General features: G+C 63.4%; 20 protein-coding genes. 4 read left to right on the top strand and 16 right to left on the bottom strand.

Features of this window, described 5'->3' with window-relative positions; all coding sequences use genetic code 11:
* Together V7D69_RS07690 and V7D69_RS07685 are read right to left on the bottom strand one after the other, a co-directional pair.
* On the bottom strand, positions 1–2364 hold the full coding sequence (locus V7D69_RS07690) for a DNA translocase FtsK (RefSeq protein WP_333605489.1): 2364 nt from the start codon (positions 2362–2364) through the stop codon (positions 1–3).
* Between the two features lie 52 nt (positions 2365–2416).
* Positions 2417–3010: a thiamine phosphate synthase gene (locus tag V7D69_RS07685; protein ID WP_324063864.1), complete on the bottom strand. Its 594-nt coding sequence runs from the start codon at positions 3008–3010 to the stop codon at positions 2417–2419.
* Here V7D69_RS07685 and V7D69_RS07680 point away from each other — a divergent pair.
* On the top strand, positions 3009–3674 hold the full coding sequence (locus V7D69_RS07680) for a YggS family pyridoxal phosphate-dependent enzyme (RefSeq protein ID WP_324063863.1): 666 nt from the start codon (positions 3009–3011) through the stop codon (positions 3672–3674). The two genes, V7D69_RS07685 and V7D69_RS07680, sit on opposite strands and share 2 nt — an antisense overlap.
* A 2-nt stretch (positions 3675–3676) precedes the next feature.
* Here the strand turns inward: V7D69_RS07680 and pyk are convergent, their stop codons facing one another.
* A complete protein-coding gene (gene pyk, locus V7D69_RS07675; protein WP_333605488.1) occupies positions 3677–5158 on the bottom strand; it encodes a pyruvate kinase in 1482 nt (493 codons plus the stop codon).
* A 78-nt stretch (positions 5159–5236) separates the two neighbouring features.
* Here pyk and V7D69_RS07670 point away from each other — a divergent pair, with 78 nt between their 5' ends.
* Positions 5237–5548, top strand: a complete 312-nt coding sequence (locus V7D69_RS07670; protein WP_333605487.1) for a DUF1244 domain-containing protein — start codon at positions 5237–5239, stop codon at positions 5546–5548.
* Positions 5549–5594: 46 nt separating this feature from the next.
* The gene (locus tag V7D69_RS07665) at positions 5595–6311 is read left to right on the top strand and encodes a hypothetical protein (protein WP_333605486.1); all 717 of its coding nucleotides are present in this window, start codon (positions 5595–5597) and stop codon (positions 6309–6311) included.
* Between the two features lie 526 nt (positions 6312–6837).
* Here V7D69_RS07665 and ruvB read toward each other — a convergent pair.
* The 9 genes from ruvB to V7D69_RS07620 all read right to left on the bottom strand — a co-directional run bounded on the left by ruvB (position 6838) and on the right by V7D69_RS07620 (position 16356).
* Positions 6838–7893, bottom strand: coding sequence for a Holliday junction branch migration DNA helicase RuvB (ruvB, locus tag V7D69_RS07660; RefSeq protein ID WP_324063870.1), 1056 nt, complete (start codon positions 7891–7893; stop codon positions 6838–6840).
* 75 nt (positions 7894–7968) lie between these two features.
* The gene (gene ruvA / locus V7D69_RS07655) at positions 7969–8568 is read right to left on the bottom strand and encodes a Holliday junction branch migration protein RuvA (RefSeq protein ID WP_324063859.1); all 600 of its coding nucleotides are present in this window, start codon (positions 8566–8568) and stop codon (positions 7969–7971) included.
* Between the two features lie 62 nt (positions 8569–8630).
* Positions 8631–9107, bottom strand: coding sequence for a crossover junction endodeoxyribonuclease RuvC (gene ruvC / locus V7D69_RS07650; RefSeq protein WP_333605485.1), 477 nt, complete (start codon positions 9105–9107; stop codon positions 8631–8633).
* Positions 9108–9110: 3 nt separating this feature from the next.
* Positions 9111–9461 (bottom strand): DUF3147 family protein, encoded by a 351-nt coding sequence (locus V7D69_RS07645; RefSeq protein WP_333605484.1) that lies wholly within the window; start codon positions 9459–9461, stop codon positions 9111–9113.
* Positions 9462–9463: 2 nt separating this feature from the next.
* Entirely contained in the window at positions 9464–10207 is a 744-nt protein-coding gene (locus V7D69_RS07640; RefSeq protein ID WP_333605483.1) for a YebC/PmpR family DNA-binding transcriptional regulator, read from the bottom strand.
* Between the two features lie 86 nt (positions 10208–10293).
* Positions 10294–10530, bottom strand: coding sequence for a DUF2312 domain-containing protein (locus tag V7D69_RS07635; protein WP_324063927.1), 237 nt, complete (start codon positions 10528–10530; stop codon positions 10294–10296).
* Between the two features lie 149 nt (positions 10531–10679).
* Complete coding sequence (locus tag V7D69_RS07630) at positions 10680–12455, bottom strand: diguanylate cyclase (RefSeq protein ID WP_333605482.1); 1776 nt, start codon at positions 12453–12455, stop codon at positions 10680–10682.
* Between the two features lie 177 nt (positions 12456–12632).
* Complete coding sequence (acnA, locus tag V7D69_RS07625; RefSeq protein WP_333605481.1) at positions 12633–15317, bottom strand: aconitate hydratase AcnA; 2685 nt, start codon at positions 15315–15317, stop codon at positions 12633–12635.
* A 142-nt stretch (positions 15318–15459) separates the two neighbouring features.
* Positions 15460–16356: a DMT family transporter gene (locus V7D69_RS07620; RefSeq protein ID WP_324063924.1), complete on the bottom strand. Its 897-nt coding sequence runs from the start codon at positions 16354–16356 to the stop codon at positions 15460–15462.
* A gap of 167 nt (positions 16357–16523) precedes the next feature.
* Between V7D69_RS07620 and V7D69_RS07615 the strand changes: the two genes are divergently transcribed.
* Positions 16524–17939 (top strand): L,D-transpeptidase family protein, encoded by a 1416-nt coding sequence (locus V7D69_RS07615; RefSeq protein WP_324063923.1) that lies wholly within the window; start codon positions 16524–16526, stop codon positions 17937–17939.
* Here V7D69_RS07615 and recQ read toward each other — a convergent pair.
* From recQ to V7D69_RS07595, 4 genes are all read right to left on the bottom strand, one after another.
* A complete protein-coding gene (gene recQ / locus V7D69_RS07610; RefSeq protein ID WP_333605480.1) occupies positions 17936–19807 on the bottom strand; it encodes a DNA helicase RecQ in 1872 nt (623 codons plus the stop codon). The two genes, V7D69_RS07615 and recQ, sit on opposite strands and share 4 nt — an antisense overlap.
* A 60-nt stretch (positions 19808–19867) precedes the next feature.
* A complete protein-coding gene (metH, locus tag V7D69_RS07605) occupies positions 19868–22447 on the bottom strand; it encodes a methionine synthase (RefSeq protein WP_333605504.1) in 2580 nt (859 codons plus the stop codon).
* A gap of 145 nt (positions 22448–22592) precedes the next feature.
* Entirely contained in the window at positions 22593–23636 is a 1044-nt protein-coding gene (locus V7D69_RS07600; protein WP_324061425.1) for a homocysteine S-methyltransferase family protein, read from the bottom strand.
* Positions 23633–23930 (bottom strand): methylenetetrahydrofolate reductase (locus V7D69_RS07595; protein WP_333605479.1); only part of this gene is annotated, 298 nt, incomplete at its 5' end. The genes V7D69_RS07595 and V7D69_RS07600, both read right to left, overlap by 4 nt.

Raw genomic sequence — 23930 nt, 5'->3', positions numbered from 1 at the left:
CTACAACGGATTCCCGTTTTCATCCCGATAGATGTCGCGCCGGCCCACGTGGTTAGCGGGGCCGACGAAACCGTCGTTCTCCATCCGCTCCACCCATTTGGCGGCGGTGTTGTATCCGACGCCCATCTGGCGTTGCAGCCAGGAGACCGAGACCTTCTGGTTTTCAAACACTAATTGGCAGACCTGGCGGTACTTGCGCTCTTCCGGCGCGTCGGAGGCGGTGGCGTCCAGGTCATCGAAGCCGAAGCTCCCTTCCTCGGGCTCCTCCGTAACGGCATCGACATAGTCTGGCTTGCCCTGGGAGCGCCAGTAGTCGGCCACCCGCTCCACTTCCTCGTCGGAAACGAAGGGGCCGTGGACGCGCCGGATCGGGTCGGTGTTGGGCTTGAACAGCATATCGCCCTTGCCCAGCAATTGCTCGGCGCCCTGTTCGCCCAGAATCGTGCGGCTGTCGATGCGGCTGGTGACGGCGAAGGATATGCGGGTCGGCAGGTTGGCCTTGATGACGCCGGTGATGACGTCGACCGAGGGGCGCTGAGTCGCCATGATGAGGTGAATGCCCGCCGCCCGACTTTTCTGCGAAAGGCGCTGGATCAGCACTTCGATTTCCTTGCCCACGGTGACCATCAGGTCGGCCAACTCGTCAACGATGAGGACGATCTGCGGCAGCACCTCGTAATCGAGCTGGCGGTCCTCGTAGAGTTCCTCGCCGGTATCGGGATCGAAGCCGATCTGGATGCGGCGGCCCAGCGGCTTGCCCTTGGCCGCGGCGGTGCGGACCTTTTCATTGAAGCTGGCGAGATTGCGCACGCTGATCTCGCTCATCATGCGATAGCGGCGCTCCATCTCCTCCACCGCCCATTTCAGTGCGCGCACCGCTTTGGGCGGCTCGGTCACCACGGACGAGAGCAGATGGGGAATATCGTCATAGCTTTTAAGCTCAAGCACTTTGGGATCGACAAGGATCAGGCGGCATTGAGCGGGCGTCAAACGATATAGAAGCGACAGCAAGATGCAATTGAGGCCGACCGATTTGCCCGAGCCGGTGGTGCCCGCCACCAGCAAGTGAGGCATTGTCGCAAGGTCTGCCACGACCGGCTCGCCGGCGATATCCTTGCCCAGGATGATCGGCAGCATGCCCTTGTGATGCGCGAAGGCTTCGGAGGCGATCATCTCCTTGAACGAGACCATCTGCCGGTCGGCGTTGGGCAGTTCGATGCCCATCACCGTGCGGCCGGGGATCGAGGAGACACGGGCGGAGATCGCGCTCATGTTACGGGCGATATCGTCGGCCAGCCCGATCACGCGGCTGGCCTTGATGCCGGGGGCCGGCTCCAGTTCGTACATGGTGACCACCGGCCCGGTGCGCACCGCGGTGATTTCGCCCTTCACGTTAAAATCGTCGAGCACGGTTTCAAGCAGGCGAGCATTTCGTTCCAGGCTGAGCTTGTCGACCTTGGGCTGCGAGTTGGCTGGCGGATCGGCCAGCAGATCGAGGCTCGGCAGCTCGTATTTGTCGAACAGGTCCTTCTGGCGGCTTTCCGAGCCGAGCTTGGCGGGGGTCGCGCTTGCCTTGGGATCGACGATCTCGGGGGCCTTGCGCGGCTTCCCAGCCTGGACGTTGCTCGTTTCGGCCAGTGGCAAAGCTTCGGCGCGCTCCTGAGGGGTGCCTCGAACAGGTAGTTCGCCGGGAGCAGGCAATGCTCGGGAGCTCGAGCCGATGCGCCCCGGCAAGGAGAGCAGGCGCACCCAGTCGAAAGCGAAGACCCGGCCGATCAACGCGACGCCAGCGCCCAGGCAGGCCAGCGATATCGCTAGCTTTACCCACCCTTGCAGGCCCTCTGAGACCAGCGCGGCGAGCGCCCCGATCGCTCTGGCGCCCAGGAGCCCGGCGATGCCGCCCATGGATGCGGGCAGCGTGCCGCCCGGTGCGGTGAACCATAACGAAAGAACAGTCGCGATCAGCAGCATGGCCAAACACAGCACGCCCACCGGACGCCACCAGCGCTGCTTCGAATGCTCGACCTCCTCGTCGTCCTCTTCCACCAGAAGCCACAGCTTGCGTGCGAAGACGTAGAGCAGGGGCAGGAACAGCGCGGAAACCGGCCCGAACAGGAAGAGCGCGCGCTCCGCGATCCATGCGCCCGCGGGCCCCATCCAGTTCCGCACCTCTCCCCCCGCCGCCGTCGAGGCTGACGGATCGGTCTGATGATAGCTGGCCAGCGACAGGGCGAGAAAGACCATGACAGCGAATAGCGCCACCGCGCCGGCAAGCTCGACCGCGCGTCGCAGCGATCGCTTCAGGACCGCGCGCCAGTCCGGCTTGGCGATTCGTCGACCGGATGTCATGGGCCGGGTAGCCATAGGTATTCCCTTGATTTCGGTTCCCAATAATGCGCCGTGGGGGGACTCGCCGTCAAGAATGAAGCGGGAACATGCCTGTGGGTGGTTTTGCAAGTCCTTGAATTGCAGCCCATTTGACGCCGCCCATATGGCGCGCAAGCTTAGCGGTCATGCCGCCCAGCGCGATCACTGGCGCGCGCGTACGCGCAGCCAGCAGCCGGAAACGGACGGCGCCAAGCGTCCGCGCAGTGGGGTGTGTTCGGGTGGGAAAAACCGGTGAGATGACAACTGCGTCAGCGCGAGCGCGATGAGCGGCGCTCAATTCGCGCAGGGAATGGACGGTGACGATCCGCAAGATCGCGCCGCCTCTCTTAAGCGAACCGGGCGCGCCGTAAACGCCATCGGCACCCCATCGTCGCGCTTCTTGGGTGGAGCCGGAAAGAATTGCGCGGTGGCCGTATCGCCGGGCGTGGCGGGCCAGTGCCGCGAAACGCGCACGCCGTTCGCCATGCGGCAGATGGTAATGACGAAAGATCAGCCCGTTGCCTCGCGGCAGATGGGAAAGCACGCGCTCCAGCATCGTATCATTACGCTGATCGCTGACGAGCCAGATATCGGGAAGAGGCGGCTGGCGGTTCGGCACTGGAACGCTATAGCAGCGCGCCATGGATCAACCAGACCTTACCCCGCTTCAAAATGTGCGTGCCCGGATCGCCCGCGCAGCGGCGATCGCCGGCCGCAAGGCCGACGCCATCGAGCTTATCGCTATTTCCAAGACTCATTCCGCCGATCGCATTCTGCCGCTGATCGAAGAAGGGCAACGGGTTTTCGGGGAGAACCGCGTGCAGGAAGCGCAAGCCAAGTGGCCTGCGTTGATCGCGGCGCATTCCGATGTGAAGCTGCATCTCGTCGGTCAACTCCAGTCGAACAAGGCGGAGGAGGCGGTGCGGTTGTTCGACTGCATTCATTCCCTGGATAGACCGTCGCTGATGGTGGCGCTAGCCAAGGCTATGGACAAGGCTGGACGCCGGGTGCCGTGTTTCCTCCAAGTCAACATCGGCGACGAGGAACAGAAGGGCGGCTGCGCAATCGCGGAAGTGCCGGCGTTGCTCGCTTCGGCGCGGGCGATGGCGTTGCCGGTGATTGGCCTGATGTGCGTACCGCCTGCGGGGATCGAGCCCGCGCCGTTCTTCGCCTTGCTCGCGAAGATCGCCGCGGATAACGGTCTGTCGCAGCTCAGCATGGGCATGAGCGACGATTTCGAAACCGCCATGATGCTTGGCGCAACGCACGTTCGCGTGGGATCGGCGCTGTTCGGGCGGCGGGCCTGATCCTACTTCGGCGTGGCCAGTTCGTTGCCGGTCAGCGTCACTACATGCAGCAGGTTGGTGGATCCGGGCACGCCGAAGGGGACGCCCGCGAGCGCAATCAGCCGTGAGCCCGCCGCGCCGAAGCCGTGGCGCAGGGCCATGCGCTTGCCCTTGGCGATCATTTCCTCAAAGCTGCCGATGTCCTTGGTGGAAACCGCGTGCGCGCCCCATAGAAGAGCCATGCGCCGCGCGGTTTTCTGCGACGGCGTGAGCACCAGCATCGGCGCCGAGGGACGCTCGCGGGCCACTCGCCGCGCGGTGATGCCGGAGCCGGTGAAGACGATGATGCCCTCGATCGGCAAAGTGTCCGCAATCGTCGCGCAGGATGCTGAAAGCGCGTCGGCGGTCGTGGCGTCAGGCGGCGTTTCGGCAAGGTGGATGCGTTGGCGGTAACTGGGATCGCCTTCGACTTTGGTGGCGATACGGTCCATGATGGTCACCGCTTCCACCGGCCATTGGCCCGCTGCTGTCTCCGCCGAGAGCATGACCGCATCGGCCCCGTCATAGACCGCGTTCGCGACGTCGGAAACTTCCGCGCGCGTGGGGGAGGGGCTGGTAATCATTGATTCCAGCATCTGCGTTGCGACCACGACCGGCTTGCCGTGCGCGCGCGTCTTTTCGATGATGTGCTTCTGGATCGGCGGCACGTCTTCGGGTAGCAGTTCGACACCCAGGTCCCCGCGCGCGACCATGATGCCGTCGGAAAGCTCGATGATCTCGTTCAGGCTTTCGACCGCCGCGGGCTTTTCGATCTTGGCCATGAGCGCGCCATAGCCGCCCATGAGGCGTCGTGCCTCCGCCACATCCTCGGGGCGCTGCACAAAGGAAAGGCCAATCCAGTCGGCGCCTTCTTCAATCGCGAAGGCCAGATCGCGACGATCCTTGTCCGTCAGCGCCGGCACCGGAACGATCACATCAGGCACGTTCACCCCCTTGCGATCGGAAATCGTGCCGCCAACCTCGGCAGTGCAAAGAATCCTGTCCGGCTCGGCCTTTATCACCGCCAGGCGCAGCTTGCCGTCATCGATCAGCAGTCGTTGCCCCTTCTGCAGGATGCCGAAAAGCTCCGGATGAGGCAGGCAGACCCGGTTTTCGTCACCGGGCGTGGGATCGCGGTCAAGCGTGAAATGAGCGCCGTGGCGCAAGAAAGCCCTGCCTTCGGCGAACGTGCCAACGCGCAGTTTCGGTCCCTGCAGATCGCATAAAACAGCCACTGGCCGGCCCAGATCCTTTTCCACCGCCCGAATATTGGCGATGGTCTCGCGGTGGACCTCATGATCGCCGTGGCTCATGTTGACGCGAAACGCATCGGCGCCGGCTTTGAGCAGCTTGGCGATAGTGTCCTGATCGCGGCTGGCGGGGCCGAGCGTTGCAAGGATCTTCACCTTGCGTTCGCGCTTGATGCCACGATGATGGGGAGAGCGACGGAAGGGAGTGCTGGCCAAGTTGAACGCGCCTCTTTCGGAAACCGGGCGTCATATGGCAAAGCAAAGCTTACAAACCAAGGACGATTGGCAAAGATTATGAATGAAAGTGACCGGATCGATATGTTGGACGATGCCGTGGCCGCGGCGGCGTTCCGCAGGCTTGTGCGCCATTTGCGCAAACGCCATGATGCGCAGAACGTCGATCTGATGGGCCTTGCCGGGTTCTGCCGCAATTGCCTGGCCGATTGGATTCGCGAGGCCGGCTTCGACGGCGACAAGGCGTCCGCCCGCGAAGTGATTCACGGTATGCCGTTCGAAGAGTGGAAAGAGAAATATCAGACCGAGGCTACGCCCGAGCAGATGGCTCGCATGGAAGAAAGCTTGAGAAAGAACGGCGGCGGGCACTGACAGGCGATTTGGGAATGCGTTGAAGGCACATTTCCGACGGGCACCCGTGATCCCCGGCTTCGCGGGAAACGGCCCGTCTCAGGCTTCCGTGCGAGTCCCGAAGCGGCGGCGACCGACCACGGCCGCTGCTGCCGCGCCGAACAGGATCAGCATCGGCGGGGCCGGCACGTCGGTGCCGCCGGTGCTGGTCGAGGTCGCCCCCCCCGATGACGAGGACGTGGACGAGGAGCTTGAGGACGACGTGCTGGTCGATGAGGAGGTGCTTCCGCCCGAGCTTGACGAGCCGGAGGAGGAGCTTGACGACGAGCCGCTGCTGGAGGAACCGCTCGAACTCGAGCCGCTCCCGCCCGAGGAGCTGGAAGAGCTTGAGGAGGACGAACTGCTCGAAGACGAAGAAGACGAGCTGGTGCTGGTCGAAACGTTGCCTGAGCTGGTCGAAGTCGTGGAGGTGACGCCGCCGGTTGTGGTGGTGGAAGTAATGCCGCCGGTGCTCGAGCTGGACGTGGAGGTGATGCCACCCGTCGTCGAACTCGTGGTTGAGGTCAGTCCCCCTGTCGACGTGGAGGTCGAACCGCCGGTGGTCGTCGACGTCAGCCCGCCGGAAGAACTCGACGTCGAGCCGCCGGTGCTGGTGGAGCTTATGACGACATTTCCGCCGCTCGATCCGCCGCCACCAAAGAAACCTCCGAAGAAGCCGCCGCCGAAACCGCCGATCGGGCCGCCGCCGACGATGACCGGTGCGCCGCCGCCGCCGCCCTGGTAAGGGGCCGGCGGGATATAGGCCGGGGGTAGCGGAACCATCGCCATCTGCGGCTGCTCGCAGCAGGTGCGCTTGATGATCCGGCGCAGGCGCTTCACCGTGCGCGGCTGTTCTTTGCGCACGATGCGCCTGACAGGCTTTGCCGGCCGCGCCGTCTTGGCCATCTTGAGCTTGCGGTATTCCGTTGCCGGTGACTGTGTTTCCGCCACATGGACAGCGCCGCCGCCGATGATTGCGCAGCCTGCCGCGCAAGCGGACAATTTCGCCAGGGCCATCCGAACCGACATAAGCGATGCTCTCTGTGTTACTTTCCGCCAGGGAAATCGTGGCCCGGGAAAAACAAGGCCGTCCGCTCCCATCTGACGGAAACAACGCAGAGTCCGGTTAGCGGAACAACCGTGTTAACCGGGATTCGACCGTCCTGAAGCGGGAAATTCCATGAATTGATGGGCCGGATCGGCGATGTGTCCCGAAACGGCACTGGCTCTGTGTACGTTTGTAAACGGCGTCGACACTTTCTGACGATTTTTCAGACCTGATCGTCAGGCTCCTCCGAATCGAACAAATTGGCTTGCGATCCCCCTGGAAAGACGGCGGGCGGGGTCATTCCCAAATGTTTCCAGGCCAGGTCGTTAAGGCAGCGTCCCCGTGCGGTGCGCGCGACGAAGCCAAGCTGGATCAGGTAGGGTTCAATCACTTCCTCGATAGTATCGCGCGGCTCGGAAAGGCCGGCGGCGAGGGTTTCGACGCCTACCGGGCCGCCTTTGTAGATCTCCGCAATCATTCGCAGGTAACGACGATCCTGCGCGTCCAAGCCCAGGGTGTCCACTTCCAGGCGAGTCAGTGCGTCATCCGCGATCTGCCGAGAGATAACGCCGCTGCCGCCGACATGCGCGAAGTCGCGCACGCGTCGCATCAGCCGCCCCGCAACGCGCGGCGTACCGCGCGAACGACGCGCGATCTCAGTCGCCCCACCCTTGTCGATGCCGATGCCCAGCAGCCCTGCGCCGCGCGTCACCACATGTTCCAACTCAGTCACGGTGTAGAATTGCAGCCGCACCGGAATGCCGAAGCGATCGCGCAGCGGCGTCTGCAGCAGCCCCTGGCGGGTGGTGGCGCCGATCAGAGTGAAGGGCGGCAGGTCGATCCGCACTGAGCGCGCCGAAGGCCCTTCGCCGATGATGAGATCGAGCGCGCGGTCCTCCATCGCCGGATAGAGCACTTCTTCGACCACGGGATTAAGGCGATGAATCTCGTCGATGAACAGTACGTCGCCGTGCTCGAGATTGGTCAGCAGCGCGGCGAGGTCCCCCGCCTTGGCGATCACCGGACCGGAGGTGGCGCGAAAACCCACGCCTAATTCGCGTGCAACGATCTGCGCGAGCGTGGTCTTGCCCAGCCCCGGTGGCCCGAAGAAGAGAACATGATCCATCGCTTCCCGCCGCGACCGGGCGCTCTCGATGAACACGCGCAAGTTATCCTTGGCTCCGGCCTGTCCGACGAACTCGGTCAATGTCTTGGGGCGCAGGGCGGCGTCAGCGTCCTCAGGCTGGCGGAGAGGGGTGAGATGCGGGTTATCGGTCATGACGGCGGGCATGAGGCGAAATGGATCTCGAAACAAGTTCAGCATGACGGGCCTTGAAGGGAAGCGAGAGGCGCATCACCCCGCCGCTCTCTTCAACGCCACGCGGACCAGATCGTTCAGCTCAGCGCCTTCGCCAAGCTCCCCGACCGCATGCGCCACGGCGACGCTCGCCACGGCGGGCTTGAAGCCCAGGTTCTGCAGTGCGGAGACAGCATCGGCGCTGGCGGAGCCGGCGGATGCGGCAATGGTCGGGGCGCCCGCCACGCTAGGCAAACCGCCCGCCTTGTCTCTCAACTCGTTGACGATCCGGCTGGCCAGCTTCGGTCCCACGCCGTTGGCCCGCGCCACCATGGCGCTATCTCCGCCGGCGCAGGCGCGTTGCAGTTCCTCCGTCGTCAATGCGGAGAGGATCGCCAGCGCGACTTTGGAGCCCACCCCCTGCACGGCGGTCAATAACCGGAACCAGTCACGCTCGGCCGCGCTGGCGAAACCGATGAGGCGCTGGTCAGTTTCACTAACCTGCATCTCGGTGTGGACGACCACCCGGTCGCCGCCGATGCCCAGCCGGTCCAGAGTGCGGGCCGAGCAATGGACGAGGTAGCCCACGCCGTTCACGTCGATGATGGCCCAGTCCGGGCCGGTGTCGTCAAGAATGCCGGTGAGCTTGGCGATCATGGTTTGTTCCTATGGCAGGAACGGATTCGTAGCGCCAGACCCGATTTGCGCACTCCACAGTTCTAGCGGTGGCTGCCCAGCATGTTGGCATGCGTGATGGCCACCGCCAGCGCGTCCGACGCATCCTCGCCCGCCAGTGTTACGCCTGGAAGCAGGACCTTGAGCATCGCCTGCACCTGTGTCTTTTCTGCCCCGCCCGTGCCCACGAGGGCTTTCTTGATGACCTTGGTCGGGTATTCCGCCACCGGCATGCCGGCCCGTGCCAGTGCAAGCATGGCGACGCCGCGCGCCTGGCCGAGCTTGAGAGTCGATTGCGGGTTCACGTTGACGAAAACTTCTTCCACCGCGCCGGCATCGGGTCGGTGATGGAGGATTACATCAGTGAGCGCCGCGTCCAGTTCGACCAGCCGCTCAGCCATGCCGGCCTTGGCGTCAGTGCGGATCTGGCCATTGGCGACGTGGCTGAGGCGGCTGCCGCTCTTGGCGACCACGCCCCAGCCGGTGCAAGTCAGGCCGGGGTCCAGGCCAATGATAATCACGCCTCAGACTTTCAGACCAAGGCGCGGGCCGAAATGGACCATAACCAGGTAAAGGGCGACCGTCAGCGCGCAGCCTGCCGCCAGCGCCAGCCAGAACGGCAAGCCGTGGCGCAGCAGCATTGGCATCATCAGGAACATCGGCAGCGAAGGCAGAACGTACCAGAATGTCGCTTCCGCGTGGACGGCCATGTTCTCGGCATCAGGGCGGGCATGCCACAACAGGATCATGCCAAGCACCGAGACGAGCGGCAGCGAGGCGACGAGAGCCGCAAGGGCGGGCAGGCGCTTGCCGATCTCCGCGATCGCCACGATCATCGCCCCCGACAGAAGCGCACGGACGACCAGCGCCAGCATCGTTAGCCCAGCTTTTCCATGACCTCGTCAGAGATCTCGTAATTGCCCCAGACGGTCTGAACGTCATCATCATCGTCAAGCGTGTCGACCAGCTTAAGCAGGGTTCTGGCGGTATCTTCGTCGACATCGACCTTGAGGTTGGGTTTCCACGCCAGCTTCACGCCCTCCGCCTCGCCGAGCACTTTTTCCAGTTCGCGGGCCACTTCGTGAAGATTTTCAACGGATGTCCAGACCGAGTGGCTCTCGTCATCGCTTTCGACATCGTCGGCGCCGGCCTCGATCGCAGCCTCGAGAATCTTGTCCTCGTTACCCGCGGCGCCTGGATATTCGATCAGACCCAGCCGTTCAAAGCCGTGGCTCACGGCGCCGCCGGCGCCCAGGTTACCACCGTTCTTGGCGAAAGCGGTGCGCACGTTGGTGGCGGTTCGATTGCGGTTGTCCGTCAACGCTTCGACGATCAGCGCAACGCCGCCGGGGCCATAGCCCTCGTAACGCACTTCCTCGTAATTCTCGCCATCGCCCTTGCTGGCCTTGTCAATAGCCCGCTGGATGTTGTCCTTGGGCATCGACTGCGCCTTTGCGGCGTTGACCGCGGCGCGCAGGCGCGGGTTCATGTCCGGATCGGGCATGCCCATCTTGGCCGCGACCGTGATTTCGCGCGAGAGCTTGGAAAACATTGCCGAGCGCTTTTTGTCCTGCGCGCCCTTGCGATGCATGATGTTCTTGAATTTGGAATGGCCTGCCATTGTCCGCCCGTGCTTGTTGGGTCTTTCGAAACGATGGGCGCCCTTACAACACGGGGAGGGGAGAGGGCAACGCCCTCTCCACATGCTCATTCGATGCCGAGCGCCGCTTTGTACGTGTCGAGAATCATGTCCATCTCGCGGCGGTCGTCCGGCTTCATTTTCCGGAGGCGGACGATCTGGCGCATGATTTTGGCATCATAGCCGACGGCTTTGGCCTCGTTGTAGACGTCGCGGATATCGTCCGAGATGCCCTTCTTCTCTTCCTCGAGGCGCTCCACGCGCTCGATGAGAAGGCGCAGGCGATCGTCGGTGGTTTCGGCCATGGGTCAAATGCTCCGGTCAGGATCGTAGTGAATCGGTCGGCGCCGCTGATAGCGGGGCGGTGGGATTCGGGCAAAACGATGCCTGTGGAAATTGCAGTGGCGAAAGCGCGATGACGAGCACGGTGCAGGCGTGCCGGCGCATTTCGGCGCTATGCCGCGACGCGGACGTTGTTCCGGCCGGAGCGCTTCACTTCATAAAGGGCCGCATCGGCTACATCGAACACCTGCTCCCGCGACATGTCAGGACCATACTCTGCTATTCCGCAGCTTACCGATGAGAGGATCGACAGGTTCCCGTCATTGAATACCGGCGTCTCGCGAATGGAAGCGACCATACGCTCGCAGATTTTCTGTGCGGTATCGACATCGCAACGCAGCAACAGCGCGAACTCGTCTCCGCCCAGCCGGCAGACCACATCCTCAGCCCGGGTGGCGATCTTCAGCCGCTTGGCGATTTCGGAAAGCACGGCGTCCCCGATGGCATGACCATAGCGGTCATTGATCGATTTGAAATTGTCGACGTCGACCAGAGCCAGCGTCGTCGGCCTGGACCGGTCCGCCAGAAACGCGCGCTGGTGCTTGCGAAAGCCGGAGCGATTGACGAGGCCGGTGAGATCATCAGTCTGCGCCTTGGAGAGTATCGCCACCTCCTTGGCCTTGCGCCTGCTGACATCGCGCAGGGTAACGACGGTTCCCACCCGCACTCCTGATCGCAGCAAGGCGCCGATCGACGCTTCCAGCGTCAGTTGCGGTCGAAGCAGGGGGGTAAATTCGAATGAGACCGGGTGATCGTCGCCACTGGCGCTGCAGGCGAGCATCTTTTCGGCAAGGGCCGGCACATGAAGCGCCATGTCGTCAAGCGACCGCCCCACCATGGCGCGCGGCTCGATACCCAGATAAGCGCCGAGCGGCCCATCGGCCCATCGGCAGTCTCCGGTAATGTCGAAACTCAGAATGCCATCGGGCGAATGCGCCATCATCAGCCGCAAGGCGGCCTCCCGCTCGGCGAGATTCGCAAGCGCTTCCGCTCTCGAAGAGACGGTTGCCGCCACGGGAAGAGTCGTCGCCAGGACAGTCGCAAGATAGAACTGGAAGAGGATTTCCTGAGCCGCGGGGTCAGAGCGGAGCATCGCGATCGGCCCATGCCCCATCAACGTCGCCACCACGCCGACCGCTGCCAGCACCGCGGCGCCCAATGCCGTCCCAAGCCTGCCCTGCCTGAAGGAGAGGATCAGAGTGGTGGAAACGGGAAGGAACGACAGCGGCAGGATGCTCTGAGCGAACACGCCGACGGTCACGATCAGATGCAGCGCCTGCAGGCCGATCATTTCCATCCGGCTGAGGGTGGCGATCTCCTTGAACTGGCGGATATAATCCCCGTCGAAGACCGCCATCAGAAATGGCGTGAGAATCAGCAGCCCGAGCGCGTTGCTGATGTACCAGCGCACGACCGAGGGCCAGAACGGCTCCCCATAATTGTAAGTGCTGGCTATAGAACCCGCCACCGCTCCGAACACCGGGGCTACGACACCGGCGTAAAGGACAAAACGCAGAACCGTCGGGAGATCCGCCAGCAGGTTTTCGCGCCGGCCGGAACGACAGAGCAACCAGGCGGCCACGCCGGTTTGCGCCATGTTGATGCCGCCATAGACGATCAGGCCCGGCGTCCATTCGCGGGTTACGGTATTAGCGAGGAGATTGGCCGCCCACCCGGCAGTCAGGATCACGGGCCAATTGATCCTGGCGTTAAGCAGCAACAGCGCAAGGATCAGCGCATCGGCAGGCCACATGGCCGCGTGATTGCGGCCATTGCTGGTGAAATGGATGGTTGCGACCGCCAGCGGAAAATAACCGACGCAGGCGATGATCGCATCGTCATAGCCCTTCTCCAGCGAAGATCGGAATGCGGAGAAATGGGCGACCATAACAGGTCAATGGCATATCGATAGTTAAAGGGCCGTTTCCATAATGTCTGGCGAATTGCGCAGGTTATTGGTCGCGGTGAATGCGCCGCGGTTTCTGTGCAGGGGCGCCTGCCCGGAAATGAAAGACCCCGCCCTGCAGGAACAAGGCGGGGTCTTTTCAACCACAGTTCAGCCCGGTCAGGCAGCCAGTTTGCGCAGCACGTATTGCAGGATGCCGCCGTTCATGAAGTATTCGACTTCGTTGGCGGTATCGATGCGGCAGAGAGCCGTGAAGGTGAACTTCGAGCCATCGGCCTTGGTCACTTCCACGTCCACGTCCTGGCGCGGCTTGAGATCGGCAACGCCCTTGATGGTGAAGCTGCAGTCGCCGTCGAGGCCAAGCGACGTGCGGGTATCGCCTTCCTTGAACTGCAGCGGCAGCACACCCATGCCAACCAGGTTGGAACGGTGGATACGCTCAAAGCTTTCCACGATCACGGCGCGCACGCCCAGAAGGTTGGTGCCCTTGGCCGCCCAGTCGCGGCTGGAGCCGGTGCCGTATTCCTTGCCGGCGACGACGACCATCGGCGTGCCGTTGGCCTTGTGCTTCATCGCCACATCGTAGACCGGCAGGACTTCTTCGCCATAGCGGCTCATGCCGCCTTCGACGCCGGGGACCATCTCGTTACGGATGCGGATGTTGGCGAAAGTGCCGCGCATCATCACTTCGTGGTGGCCACGGCGAGCGCCGTAGGAGTTGAAGTCCGCCTTGGCGACCTGGTGCTGCATCAGCCATTTGCCGGCCGGGCTGTCTGCCTTGATCGAGCCGGCCGGGCTGATGTGGTCGGTAGTGATCGAATCGCCCAGGATCAGCAGCGGCTTGGCTTCGACAATGTCGGAAACGGCGGCCGGCGTCATTTCCAACCCGTCGAAATAGGGCGGGTTGGCAACGTAAGTCGAACCGGCGCGCCACTGATAGGTTTCCGAACCGACCACGTCGATCGCCTGCCAGTGCTTGTCGCCCTTGTAGACATCGGCGTAGCGGGCCTGGAACATGGCGCGGTCCACGCAGCTGGCCATGGTGGCGGCGACTTCATGGTTGGTGGGCCAGATGTCCTTCAGGAAGATGTCCTGTCCGACTTTGTCCCCCTTCGTCGCGACGCCGATGGGGGTGGTGGTGAAGTCTTCGACAACGGTGCCCTTGAGCGCGTAGGCGACGACCAGCGGCGGGCTGGCCAGGAAGTTGGCGCGCACGTCGGGGCTGACGCGACCTTCGAAGTTGCGGTTGCCCGAGATCACGGCGGCGGCGACCAGGCCGTTCTCATTGATCGCCTTGCTGATCGGGTCGGCCAGCGGGCCGGAGTTGCCGATGCAGGTGGTGCAGCCGTAGCCGACGAGGTTGAAGCCGATGTTGTCCAGGTGCGGCTGGAGGCCGGCCTTGTTCAGATAATCGGTGACGACCTGCGAGCCGGGGGCCAGGCTGGTCTTTACCCAGGGCTTGGGCTTCAGGCCCAGCTCATCCGCTTTCTTGGCGACGAGGCCGGCCGCGACCAGCACGCCGGGGTTGCTGGTGTTCGTGCAGCTGGTGATCGCGGCGATCATCACGTCGCCATCGCCGATGTCGAAATCCTTGCCTTCCACCGGGACGCGAGCGGGGGTCTTCTTGTAGGTCTGAGTCATGTCGATGTTGAACACATCGTCGACCTCGGGCAGGGCGACCCAGTCCTGCGGACGCTTCGGCCCGGCGAGTGAGGGCACGACCGTAGAGAGGTCAAGCTCCAGCGTGGAGGAGAAGACCGGCTCGGGTGCGCCCGGCTCCATCCAGAAGCCCTGCTCCTTGGCATAAGCTTCGACGAGGGCGATCTGGTCTTCCTCGCGGCCGGTGAGGCGCAAATAATCGAGCGTCTTGTCGTCAATGCCGAAGAAGCCGCAGGTCGCGCCGTATTCCGGCGCCATGTTGGCGAGCGTGGCGCGATCGGCCAGCGTCAGCGAGGCGAGGCCGGGGCCGAAGTATTCGACGAAGCGGCCGACCACGCCATGCTTGCGCAGCATAGAGGTGCAGGTGAGCACGAGGTCCGTCGCGGTGACGCCTTCCTTCAGCTCTCCAGTGAATTTGAAACCGACGACTTCGGGGATCAGCATCGAGACGGGCTGGCCCAGCATCGCTGCCTCGGCCTCGATACCGCCGACGCCCCAGCCCAGCACGCCCAGGCCGTTGACCATGGTGGTGTGGCTGTCCGTGCCCACGCAAGTATCGAAATAGGCGACGGTTTCGCCGTTCTGGTCCGCGCTGGTCCAGACCGAGCGGGCGATATTCTCCAGGTTCACCTGATGGCAGATGCCGGTGCCCGGCGGGACGGCGTAGAAATTGGCGAGCGACTTGGAGCCCCACTTGAGGAAGTCGTAACGCTCAAGATTGCGTTGATATTCGATCTCGACGTTCTGTTCGAAAGCCTTGGGATGACCGAACTCGTCGACCATGACCGAGTGGTCGATCACCAGGTTCACGGGAACCAGCGGGTTGATCTTGCTGGTGTCGCCGCCCAGCTTGGCGATCGCGTCGCGCATCGCGGCAAGGTCCACCACGCAGGGCACGCCGGTAAAGTCTTGCAGCAGCACCCGGGCCGGACGGTATTGGATTTCCTCACCAGTGGTGGGGTTCTTCTGCCAATTGGCGATCGCTTTGATGTGATCGGTGGAAACGGTGAAGCCGCCGTCCTCGAAGCGCAGCAGGTTCTCCAGCAGGACCTTCATCGAGAAGGGCAGGCGGCTGATGTCGCCGATCTTCTCCGAGGCTTTCTTGAGAGAATAGTAAGCGATCTGCTTGCCGCCGACCGTCATGGTGCTGCGTGTGCCGAGCGTGTCCTGTCCGACCTGTGTCATGGTGGGCAATTCCCCTTCTTATGGAGCTTGCCTGGCTGGCGCGGCGATCCAGCGGCGAGGGCTGATCGTGCTGCAGTGCGACAAGCGGATTCGTCGGGCCGCCGATGCGCGCTAAGGCGCGCTAGGTCAAGGGGTGGATGGGTTATATGACGGTCTGCGTGCGGCGCTTCTGCACGGCGATCCAGCAACCGAACATGATGAATGCCGCGCCGGCCAATGTTGCGGCTCCCACTCTTTCACTGAACATCAGCCAGCCGAACAGCGCCGCCCACAGGAAAGCCGTATATTCGATCGGCACCAGTTCCTGCGCCTCGGCGCGGGCATAGCCCCAGGACAGGAACAGCATGGCGGACGTGGCCATGACCGCTCCGGCCAGGATCATCCATAGGCTCGAAGTGTCCGGCCACGTGAGGAACCAGGGGGAGAAAACAAGAAAGATCCCGGCGACCATGCCGTTCTGGAACAAAGCGATCTCGATTGGTCCAGCCAGCAGGGCCTGCTTGCGTTGGAGCACGAGATTGACGGCATAAAGCACGGCCGAACATAAGATCGCGCCCGTACCTTTGATCGCCTCTTCAGAATAGGTCCCTGCGCCCGTGCGCCCCGCGGCGATCGCCAGCACGCCGATAAGGCCAAGAACCGCCCCGGCGATGGCCTGACGCCGGATCTTTTCGCCCAGCATGATCGCGGCGAAATACAGCGCCATGATGGGGGCTACGAATGAAATGGCGATGCCCTCGGCCAAGGGGATACGTACAATGCCGTAGAAGAACAGCGCCGCCATCGCCGCGGCGATCGTCGAGCGCTGGGCGTGGACCCGTAGCACCTTGCGGCCCGGTAGGGGGCGGCCGATCGCCAGCCATAACGGGATCACCAGCAGCGTCCCGAAAACATTGCGCAGGAGCAGCGCGGTCAACACCCCGGTTGCGATCGATGCACTTTTGATCGCGGCGTCCATTGCACTGAACGTGCCGATCCCGGCAACCACGGAAAGCGCGGGCAAGTAGCTCCGCGAAAGGTGGAAGGAGGGCGCGCGCATGACAGCGCGTCTCGCCCGGAGCGATGTTGCGTGCAAGCAATTCATCGCAGCGACAGGACAAATCCTTGAAGATGGCGCGCCGAAAGGGCAAATCGGGCCGCCCACGGGGCAGTCCGTGTGGTGGAACAATCTTTCTTCAGCAACAAGTCGGGCAGGTTTTACAGGAAATGGCAAATTCCAGGCGGTTTGGTGCCGGTGTCGTATCGGTTTTGGTGGCGCTCACGCTGACGGCGCAGCCGGTCCTGGCGCAAAAGCCGAAGGCGAGTCTGCCTGAAGACATCCTGCCCAAAGCGCAGCCGACCGCTTCGGCGAGCCCGGCTCAGCCCAGCGATGCAAGCACAACTCCGCCCGCCGCCGCGAATGCGCAAGGGAGTCCCGCGCCGCTGGCCCTCCCGCCGATGGTGATTCCCGAGCCGGTGATGTCCTGGACCATTGCCGACGCAAAAGCGCTGCTTTCGACCATCGAATATATCGGCAAGGAGGGTCTGGTCCCGGCGGACTATCAACCCGCCGGGCTCCGGGCCGCCATCGCCAAGGGCGAGGGCAACGACCTCGACGCGTTGGCGAGCAAGGTCTTCGCCTGGCTTATCGAAGACTTGCGGGACGGACGCACGCCGATGACCGCGAGGGAGCAGTGGTTTGCCGTCGATCCCGATCAGGACGCGATGCCGACCGCCCAGATCATGGCGCAGGCGCTGTCAGACCACGATATCGCCGGCGTTGTCGACAAGCTCGCGCCGACCAATCCGGACTATGCCGCGCTCAAAGCCGAGCTTAACGCCACGCCAATGGCCAACAAGGCGAAGCGCGCGCTGATCCAGGCGAACATGGACCGTTGGCGCTGGCTCGCCCGCGATCTGGGCGACATCTACCTGATGACCAACGTACCCGAGTTTCAGCTTCGACTGGTGGTCAAGAACAGGATCATCCGTACTTACCGGACAGTGGTGGGCAAGCCCGGCCGCACCGCGACGCCGCAGCTGGCAGAAACGGTCACCGCGGTGGTCTTCAATCCCACCTGGACGGTGCCGCAGTCGATCGTCAAGGGCGAGGGTCTGGGCGTCAAGGCGCTGTCCAATCCCGGCTGGGCAAGGGCCAACGGCTACAAGGCCACCAAGGCGGCGGATGGCACCATCACCGTGGTCCAGCAACCCGGTGACAACAACGCGTTGGGCCGCATGAAGATCGACATGCCAAATCCGCATGCGATCTATCTGCACGACACGCCGTCCAAGCAATATTTCGAGGCCGATGTGCGGGCGTTCAGCCACGGCTGCATCCGCACGGAACGCGCGGTGGAACTGGGCATGACGATGGCGATTCTCGGCGCCAAGATGCCGACCGATCAAGCAGCCGAGATCTCCCGCTCAGGCACTTACACCAAGGTGGACATGACGCGGACTTTCCCGGTCTATATCACTTATTTCACGTATGCCCGTTCGATCGACGGCCAGCTCAAGCCTTTTGCTGACCTCTACGGGCGCGACAAGCCGGTGCTGGACAGCTTCGCTCAGCCGCGCCAGCTCAAAACGACGCAGCGCACCAGCAACGAGGCGATCATCAAGCTCGACAATCCGCTCTAAAAACGCCGGATTACGTTCAGGAAGGCATCCCCGTAAGCGTCGAGCTTGCGGGTGCCGACGCCGCCGATCCTGCCTAGGTCGGCCAGCGTCGCGGGGTGCTCTGCGGCCATTTCGCGCAAGGTCGAATCGTGAAAGATCACGTAAGGCGGCACCCCGGCTTCCTGCGCCAGTTCCCGTCGCAAATCGCGCAGCGCGTCGAACAGCGGATCGTTGACAGGATTGGCGCTGTCGTCGCGGGCAGAGCGGCGTTTCCTTTCTCTTTTGGGCGGCACGACGATCATTACGCTTGCCTCGCTTTTCAGGATCGCGCGGGCATCGCCGCCGAGCGCAAGGCCGCCATGCTCCGTCGGCGTGAGGCTGCCGCGAGCCTGGAGCGCGCGCGCAACGGCCTTGAGCACCGGCTTTTCGTCATCGGCGAGGATGCCAAAGACTGAAAGCCGGTCGTGCCCGCGCTGCAGTACGCGGTCGTCGGCAATGCCTGAAAGGACCTTCTCGACGTGGCCGAGGCCATAGCTTTGTCCGGTGCGATAGACAGCTGACAGTAGCTTCTGAGCCAGTTGAGTAACGTCCATCACCCCCACCGGCTCAAGGCAATTGTCGCAATTGCCGCAGGTCTGAGGCGGCTCCTCGCCGAAGTGGCGCAGCAGCACAGCGCGGCGACATTGCGCCGTCTCAACCAAGGCCGCCAATGCGTCCAATCGCTGACGCTCGCTTTGCTGGCGCTGCGGCTCGATCTCCGAGAGGCGCTGGCGAGCGCGCGCGAAATCGTCCGCGCCCCACAGCATCACCGCCACGGCGGGATCACCGTCGCGCCCGGCGCGGCCCGTCTCCTGGTAATAGGCTTCGATCGATTTGGGAATGCCGGCGTGAGCGACGAAGCGCACGTCAGGCTTGTCGATGCCCATGCCGAAGGCAACGGTCGCCACCATCACCATGTCCTCGCTCGCGACAAAGGCCGCCTGATTGCGTGCGCGCACTTCGGGGTCGAGACCGGCGTGATAAGGCAATACGCGACGGCCTGTGGCTTGGCCCAGACTTTGCGCCAGTTGCTCCACTTTGGTGCGCGTGGGAGCATAGACGATGCCGGGGCCGGGGTTCTCCTCGATCACCGCCTTGATCTGGCGCAACGCGTTCTCGCGCGGGCGAATAGCGTAGCGGATGTTCGGCCGGTCGAACCCCGCCACGATCAGCCCGTCAGCGGCAATGCCCAGCTGGGTCAGGATGTCAGCGCGGGTGTGATGGTCGGCCGTGGCGGTCAGCGCCAGGCGCGGCACTTGCGGGAAGGCGTCAAGCAGGGGGCGCAGCAGACGGTAATCCGGCCGGAAATCGTGCCCCCATTCCGAGACGCAATGCGCTTCATCGATAGCGAACAGGGCAATCCGCGCCTGGCTCAGCAATTCGCGGAAATAAGGCTGGCTGGCGCGTTCGGGCGCGATATAGAGCAGATCGAGCGCACCGGCGCGGAACCGTTCGATCGTGGCGCTCCGATCGCTATCGGCGCTGGTGAGCGTGGCCGCACGGATGCCGTTGGCGGTGGCAGAGCGCAACTGGTCGTGCATCAGCGCAATCAGGGGCGAGACGACCACGCAAGTTCCAGACAGCAGCACGGCGGGAAGCTGGTACGTCAGGGACTTGCCTGCGCCCGTCGGCATGACCGCCAGCGTCGATTGCCCGTGCAGCACCCGGTCAACCACTTGGCGCTGCACACCGCGGAAGCCGGAAAAGCCGAAGGTGTCATGCAGGGCCGCGCCGATTTGATCGGGCGAGGGCGGTTCGGCCGGAGCGAAGTGAAAGGCGGGCGCCGCCTCGTCAAATCGCTCATCCTCGCCGTAAAAAGTTGTTTCGAAAGGCCAGTCGTCTTCGTTCACCGGCGCGTTATGGCAGAGGCCGGGGGCCGGGGGAAAGTCCCGGCCCCGAAAAACGCGTGGTCAATCGAGGTTTGGTCGTAGCCAGCGCTCGGCGGTCTTCAGGTCCACCCCGCGCCGCGCCGCATAGTCTTCCAGCTGGTCGCGGCCGATGCGCGCGACGCCGAAATACTGGCTTTCCGGGTGCGCGAAGTAGAAGCCTGAGACAGCGGCGGTCGGCAACATCGCCTGGCTTTCGGTGAGAATGATCCCGGCGTTGTCCTGCGCCTTGAGCAGATCGAACAGGATCGGCTTGAGCGAATGGTCAGGACAGGCCGGATAGCCGGGCGCCGGGCGGATGCCGCGATATTCTTCGCGAATCAGCGCCTCGTTAGTCAGTTGCTCACCGGGCGCATAGCCCCACAAGGTCGTGCGCACATGTTGGTGCAGGCGCTCGGCAAGGGCTTCGGCGAAGCGGTCGGCAAGCGCTTTCAGAAGGATGTCCGAATAATCGTCGTGCGCTGCCTTGAAGCGTTCCAGGTGGGGTTCGATGCCATGGATGCCCACCGCGAAACCGCCGAGCCAATCGGCCTGAGTATCGATGAAGTCGGCCAGACAGAAGTTGGCGCGACCACGGGATTTCTTGAACTGCTGGCGCAGGAAGGGAAGGCGGATTCCTTCTTCCAGCACGACATCGTCCCCATCCCGTCGGACGGGCCAGAACGCGCAGACGGCTCTGGCGGTAAGCCATTTCTCGGAGACGATCTTCTCCAGCATCGCCTTGGCATCGGCAAAGAGATTGCGGGCGCTTTCGCCCACCACCTCGTCATCGAGGATCGCCGGATATGTGCCGGCCAGTTCCCAGGCGCGGAAAAAGGGCGTCCAGTCGAACGTCTCAATCAGGTCCTTGAGGCCCCAGTCCTCGAACACATGGAGGCCCGGCTGCACCGGGGCTGGGGCCTTCTGCGCGAAATCGGCCGGGAAGGCATTTGCGCGGGCATCAGCGAGGGACAGGAGTTCGGACTGGCCCTTGCCCTCGCGGGCGACGCGCACCTTTTCGTAATCCACCGCGACCGACTGCTTGAAGCCTTCGGCCTGCGTGTCCGAGAGAAGCTGCGAAGCGACGCCGACCGCGCGGCTGGCGTCAAGCACGTGGACCACGGGCCCTTTATAGGCCGGGTCGATGCGCAGCGCGGTATGGACCTTGGACGTCGTTGCGCCGCCGATCAACAGCGGGATGTTCATCTCCGCCCGCTGCATCTCCTCGGCCACGGTCACCATCTCATCCAGCGAGGGCGTGATAAGGCCCGAGAGACCGATGATATCCGCCTGGTTCTCGTTCGCGGCTTCCAGGATCTTCGTCCAGGGCACCATGACGCCCAGGTCGATCACCTCGTATCCGTTGCACTGCAGCACGACGCCGACGATGTTCTTGCCGATATCGTGCACATCGCCCTTGACGGTGGCCATGATGATGCGGCCCTTGGCCTTCGCCCCTTCCTCCTTCTGCGCCTCGATGAAGGGGATGAGGTGCGCGACGGCCTTCTTCATGACTCGTGCGGACTTGACCACCTGGGGCAGGAACATCTTGCCGCTGCCGAACAGATCGCCGACGACGTTCATACCGTCCATCAGCGGGCCTTCGATCACCTCGATCGGGCGACCACCGGCCTCGGCAGTCGCCGCGCGCATTTCCTCGGTATCCTCTACGATCCACGCGTCGAGGCCCTTCACCAGCGCGTGTTCGATCCGTTTCTTGACTTCCCAGCCGCGCCATTCCTCGGCGGCCTTTTCTTCCGCCTTGTCTTTACCCTTGTAGCTTTCGGCAAGGGCGATCAGGCGCTCGGTCGCATCCGGCCGGCGCATCAGGATCACATCCTCGCAGGCATCGCGCAGCGCCGGATCGATCTGGTCGTAAACATCGAGCTGCCCGGCGTTGACGATCGCCATGTCGAGCCCGGCTGGAATTGCGTAATAGAGGAACACCGAGTGCATGGCCCGGCGCACCGTCTCGTTGCCGCGGAACGAGAACGAGAGGTTGGACAGCCCGCCGGAGAAATGCACATGCGGGCAGGCCGCCCGGATTTCCTTCACCGCCTCGATGAAATCGAGCCCGTAGCGGTCATGCTCCTCGATGCCGGTGGCGACCGCGAAGACATTGGGGTCGAAGATGATGTCTTCGGGCGGAAAGCCGATGCCGGTCAGCAGCTTGTAAGCGCGAGCGCAGATCTCGACCTTGCGCTCCTTGGTGTCCGCCTGGCCCGTCTCGTCGAAGGCCATGACCACCACGGCCGCGCCATAGGCCATGCACTTGCGCGCCTGCTCCAGGAACGGTTCTTCGCCTTCCTTCATGCTGATCGAATTGACGATCGGCTTGCCGGGGACGCATTTCAGTCCGGCCTCGATCACGTTCCACTTCGAGCTGTCGATCATCACAGGCACGCGCGCGATGTCCGGCTCGGCGGCGATCAGCTTGAGGAACGTGGTCATGGCCTCGATCGCGTCAAGCAGGCCCTCGTCCATGTTGACGTCGATCACCTGTGCGCCGTTCTCCACCTGCTGGCGCGCGACTTCGACGGCGCGGGCATAATCGCCCGCCATGATGAGTTTCTTGAAGGCGGCCGAGCCGGTGACATTCGTGCGCTCGCCGATGTTGACGAACATTGAGCCACTGGAGCGAGAGGAGGGCTGGGTATTCACTTGGAAAACTCCGTTCGTGTCGAGCGAAGTCGAGACACGTTGATCGGGGCGCCGCGTTGACGTGTCTCGACTTCGCTCGACACGAACGGGGCTAAGAGCAGGTTGGGCCTCATGCCATCGTGAAGGGCTCCAGCCCCGCCAGCCGCGTCACCGGCTCCAGCGCCGGCACCTTGCGCGGGGGAAGCCCGGTCACCGCCTTGGCCATCGCGGCGATATGCGCCGGGGTGGAACCGCAGCAGCCGCCCAGCACGTTCACCTGGCCCGCGACGGCCCATTCCTTGACGAACCCGGCCGTGGTGTCAGGCATTTCGTCATAAGCGCCAAGCTCGTTAGGCAGGCCGGCGTTGGGATAGATCATGATGAGCGTGTCGGCGATCTCGGACAGCGTTTTCACATGAGGACGAAGTTGCGTGGCGCCGAATGAGCAGTTGAGGCCGATGGTGATCGGCCTGGCATGCCGGACCGCGTGCCAGAACGCCTCCACGGTGTGGCCGGAGAGATTACGGCCGGAAAGATCGGTCAGCGTCATCGAGAGCATGATCGGCACCTCGCCGCCCAGTTCACTCTCGAGCTGCTTGACGGCCATGACTCCTGCCTTGGCGTTGAGCGTATCGAACACCGTCTCGATCAAAATGAAGTCCGCCCCGCCTTCGACCAGCGCGGCGGCCTGTTCTTTGTACACGTCGACCAGCGTGTCCCAGTCGATCTCGCGATAGCCGGGATCGTTAACGTCGGGACTGAGCGAGAGCGTCTTGTTGGTCGGGCCGATTGCCCCGGCAACGAAGCGGGGGCGGCCGTCCTTCGCCTGGAACTCATCGGCGATGCGGCGGGCAAGCCTGGCCGATTCCACATTGATCTCGCGCACCAGATGCTCCGCGCCGTAATCGGCCTGGCTGATGCGGTTGGCGCTGAACGTGTTGGTCTCCGCAATATCCGCTCCAGCCTCGAAATAAGCACGGTGAATGGCTTCGGGCACTTCGGGCTTGGTAAGGGCAAGGATATCGTTGTTGCCCTTTTGCTCGTGGCTGAGCCCCAGATTGCCGGCATAGTCGGCCTCGGCGAGCTTCCAGTTCTGGATCTCGGTGCCGAAAGCGCCATCCGTGATGAGGATGCGCTTGGCGGCTTCGGCGAGGAAGGTTTCGCGCGGGCTCATGCAGCATTCTCCTTGGGACGCAGGCCCAGCAATTGACAGATCGCGTAAGTCTGCTCGGCCTTGTTGAGAGTATAGAAATGGAAGTCGCGCACGCCACCGTCGTAGAGGCGCTTGCACAAGTCGGCGGCGGCGACTGCGGCGACCAATGCGCGCGGGCCAGGCCGCTCGTCCAGCCCTTCGAACAAGGTCTCCAGCCAGGCTGGGATCTCGGTATTGCCCGACATGCGGCGGATCGCCGCGAAACTGGTCACCGGCATGATGCCCGGCAGGATCGGGACCGTTATGCCCGCGGCC

The sequence above is a fragment of the Novosphingobium sp. genome (assembly GCF_036733805.1).
GTDB lineage: Bacteria > Pseudomonadota > Alphaproteobacteria > Sphingomonadales > Sphingomonadaceae > Novosphingobium.
The sequence above is the reverse complement of the archived record's forward strand: the minus strand, read 5'-3'. Positions and strand labels throughout refer to the sequence as shown.

What these genes read in the sequence shown, in the direction of transcription:
- metH (WP_333605504.1), bottom strand. Translation starts at nt 22,447, where the DNA reads ATGTTCGTCAACATCGGCGAGCGCACGAATGTCACCGGCTCGGCCGCC.
- V7D69_RS07690 (WP_333605489.1), bottom strand. Translation starts at nt 2,364, where the DNA reads ATGGCTACCCGGCCCATGACATCCGGTCGACGAATCGCCAAGCCGGAC.
- V7D69_RS07640 (WP_333605483.1), bottom strand. Translation starts at nt 10,207, where the DNA reads ATGGCAGGCCATTCCAAATTCAAGAACATCATGCATCGCAAGGGCGCG.
- V7D69_RS07615 (WP_324063923.1), top strand. Translation starts at nt 16,524, where the DNA reads ATGGCAAATTCCAGGCGGTTTGGTGCCGGTGTCGTATCGGTTTTGGTG.
- V7D69_RS07620 (WP_324063924.1), bottom strand. Translation starts at nt 16,356, where the DNA reads ATGCGCGCGCCCTCCTTCCACCTTTCGCGGAGCTACTTGCCCGCGCTT.
- ruvA (WP_324063859.1), bottom strand. Translation starts at nt 8,568, where the DNA reads ATGATCGCCAAGCTCACCGGCATTCTTGACGACACCGGCCCGGACTGG.
- V7D69_RS07670 (WP_333605487.1), top strand. Translation starts at nt 5,237, where the DNA reads ATGAATGAAAGTGACCGGATCGATATGTTGGACGATGCCGTGGCCGCG.
- V7D69_RS07600 (WP_324061425.1), bottom strand. Translation starts at nt 23,636, where the DNA reads ATGAGCCCGCGCGAAACCTTCCTCGCCGAAGCCGCCAAGCGCATCCTC.
- V7D69_RS07645 (WP_333605484.1), bottom strand. Translation starts at nt 9,461, where the DNA reads ATGCTGGCGCTGGTCGTCCGTGCGCTTCTGTCGGGGGCGATGATCGTG.
- V7D69_RS07630 (WP_333605482.1), bottom strand. Translation starts at nt 12,455, where the DNA reads ATGGTCGCCCATTTCTCCGCATTCCGATCTTCGCTGGAGAAGGGCTAT.
- V7D69_RS07685 (WP_324063864.1), bottom strand. Translation starts at nt 3,010, where the DNA reads ATGGCGCGCTGCTATAGCGTTCCAGTGCCGAACCGCCAGCCGCCTCTT.
- acnA (WP_333605481.1), bottom strand. Translation starts at nt 15,317, where the DNA reads ATGACACAGGTCGGACAGGACACGCTCGGCACACGCAGCACCATGACG.
- V7D69_RS07635 (WP_324063927.1), bottom strand. Translation starts at nt 10,530, where the DNA reads ATGGCCGAAACCACCGACGATCGCCTGCGCCTTCTCATCGAGCGCGTG.
- ruvB (WP_324063870.1), bottom strand. Translation starts at nt 7,893, where the DNA reads ATGACCGATAACCCGCATCTCACCCCTCTCCGCCAGCCTGAGGACGCT.
- V7D69_RS07680 (WP_324063863.1), top strand. Translation starts at nt 3,009, where the DNA reads ATGGATCAACCAGACCTTACCCCGCTTCAAAATGTGCGTGCCCGGATC.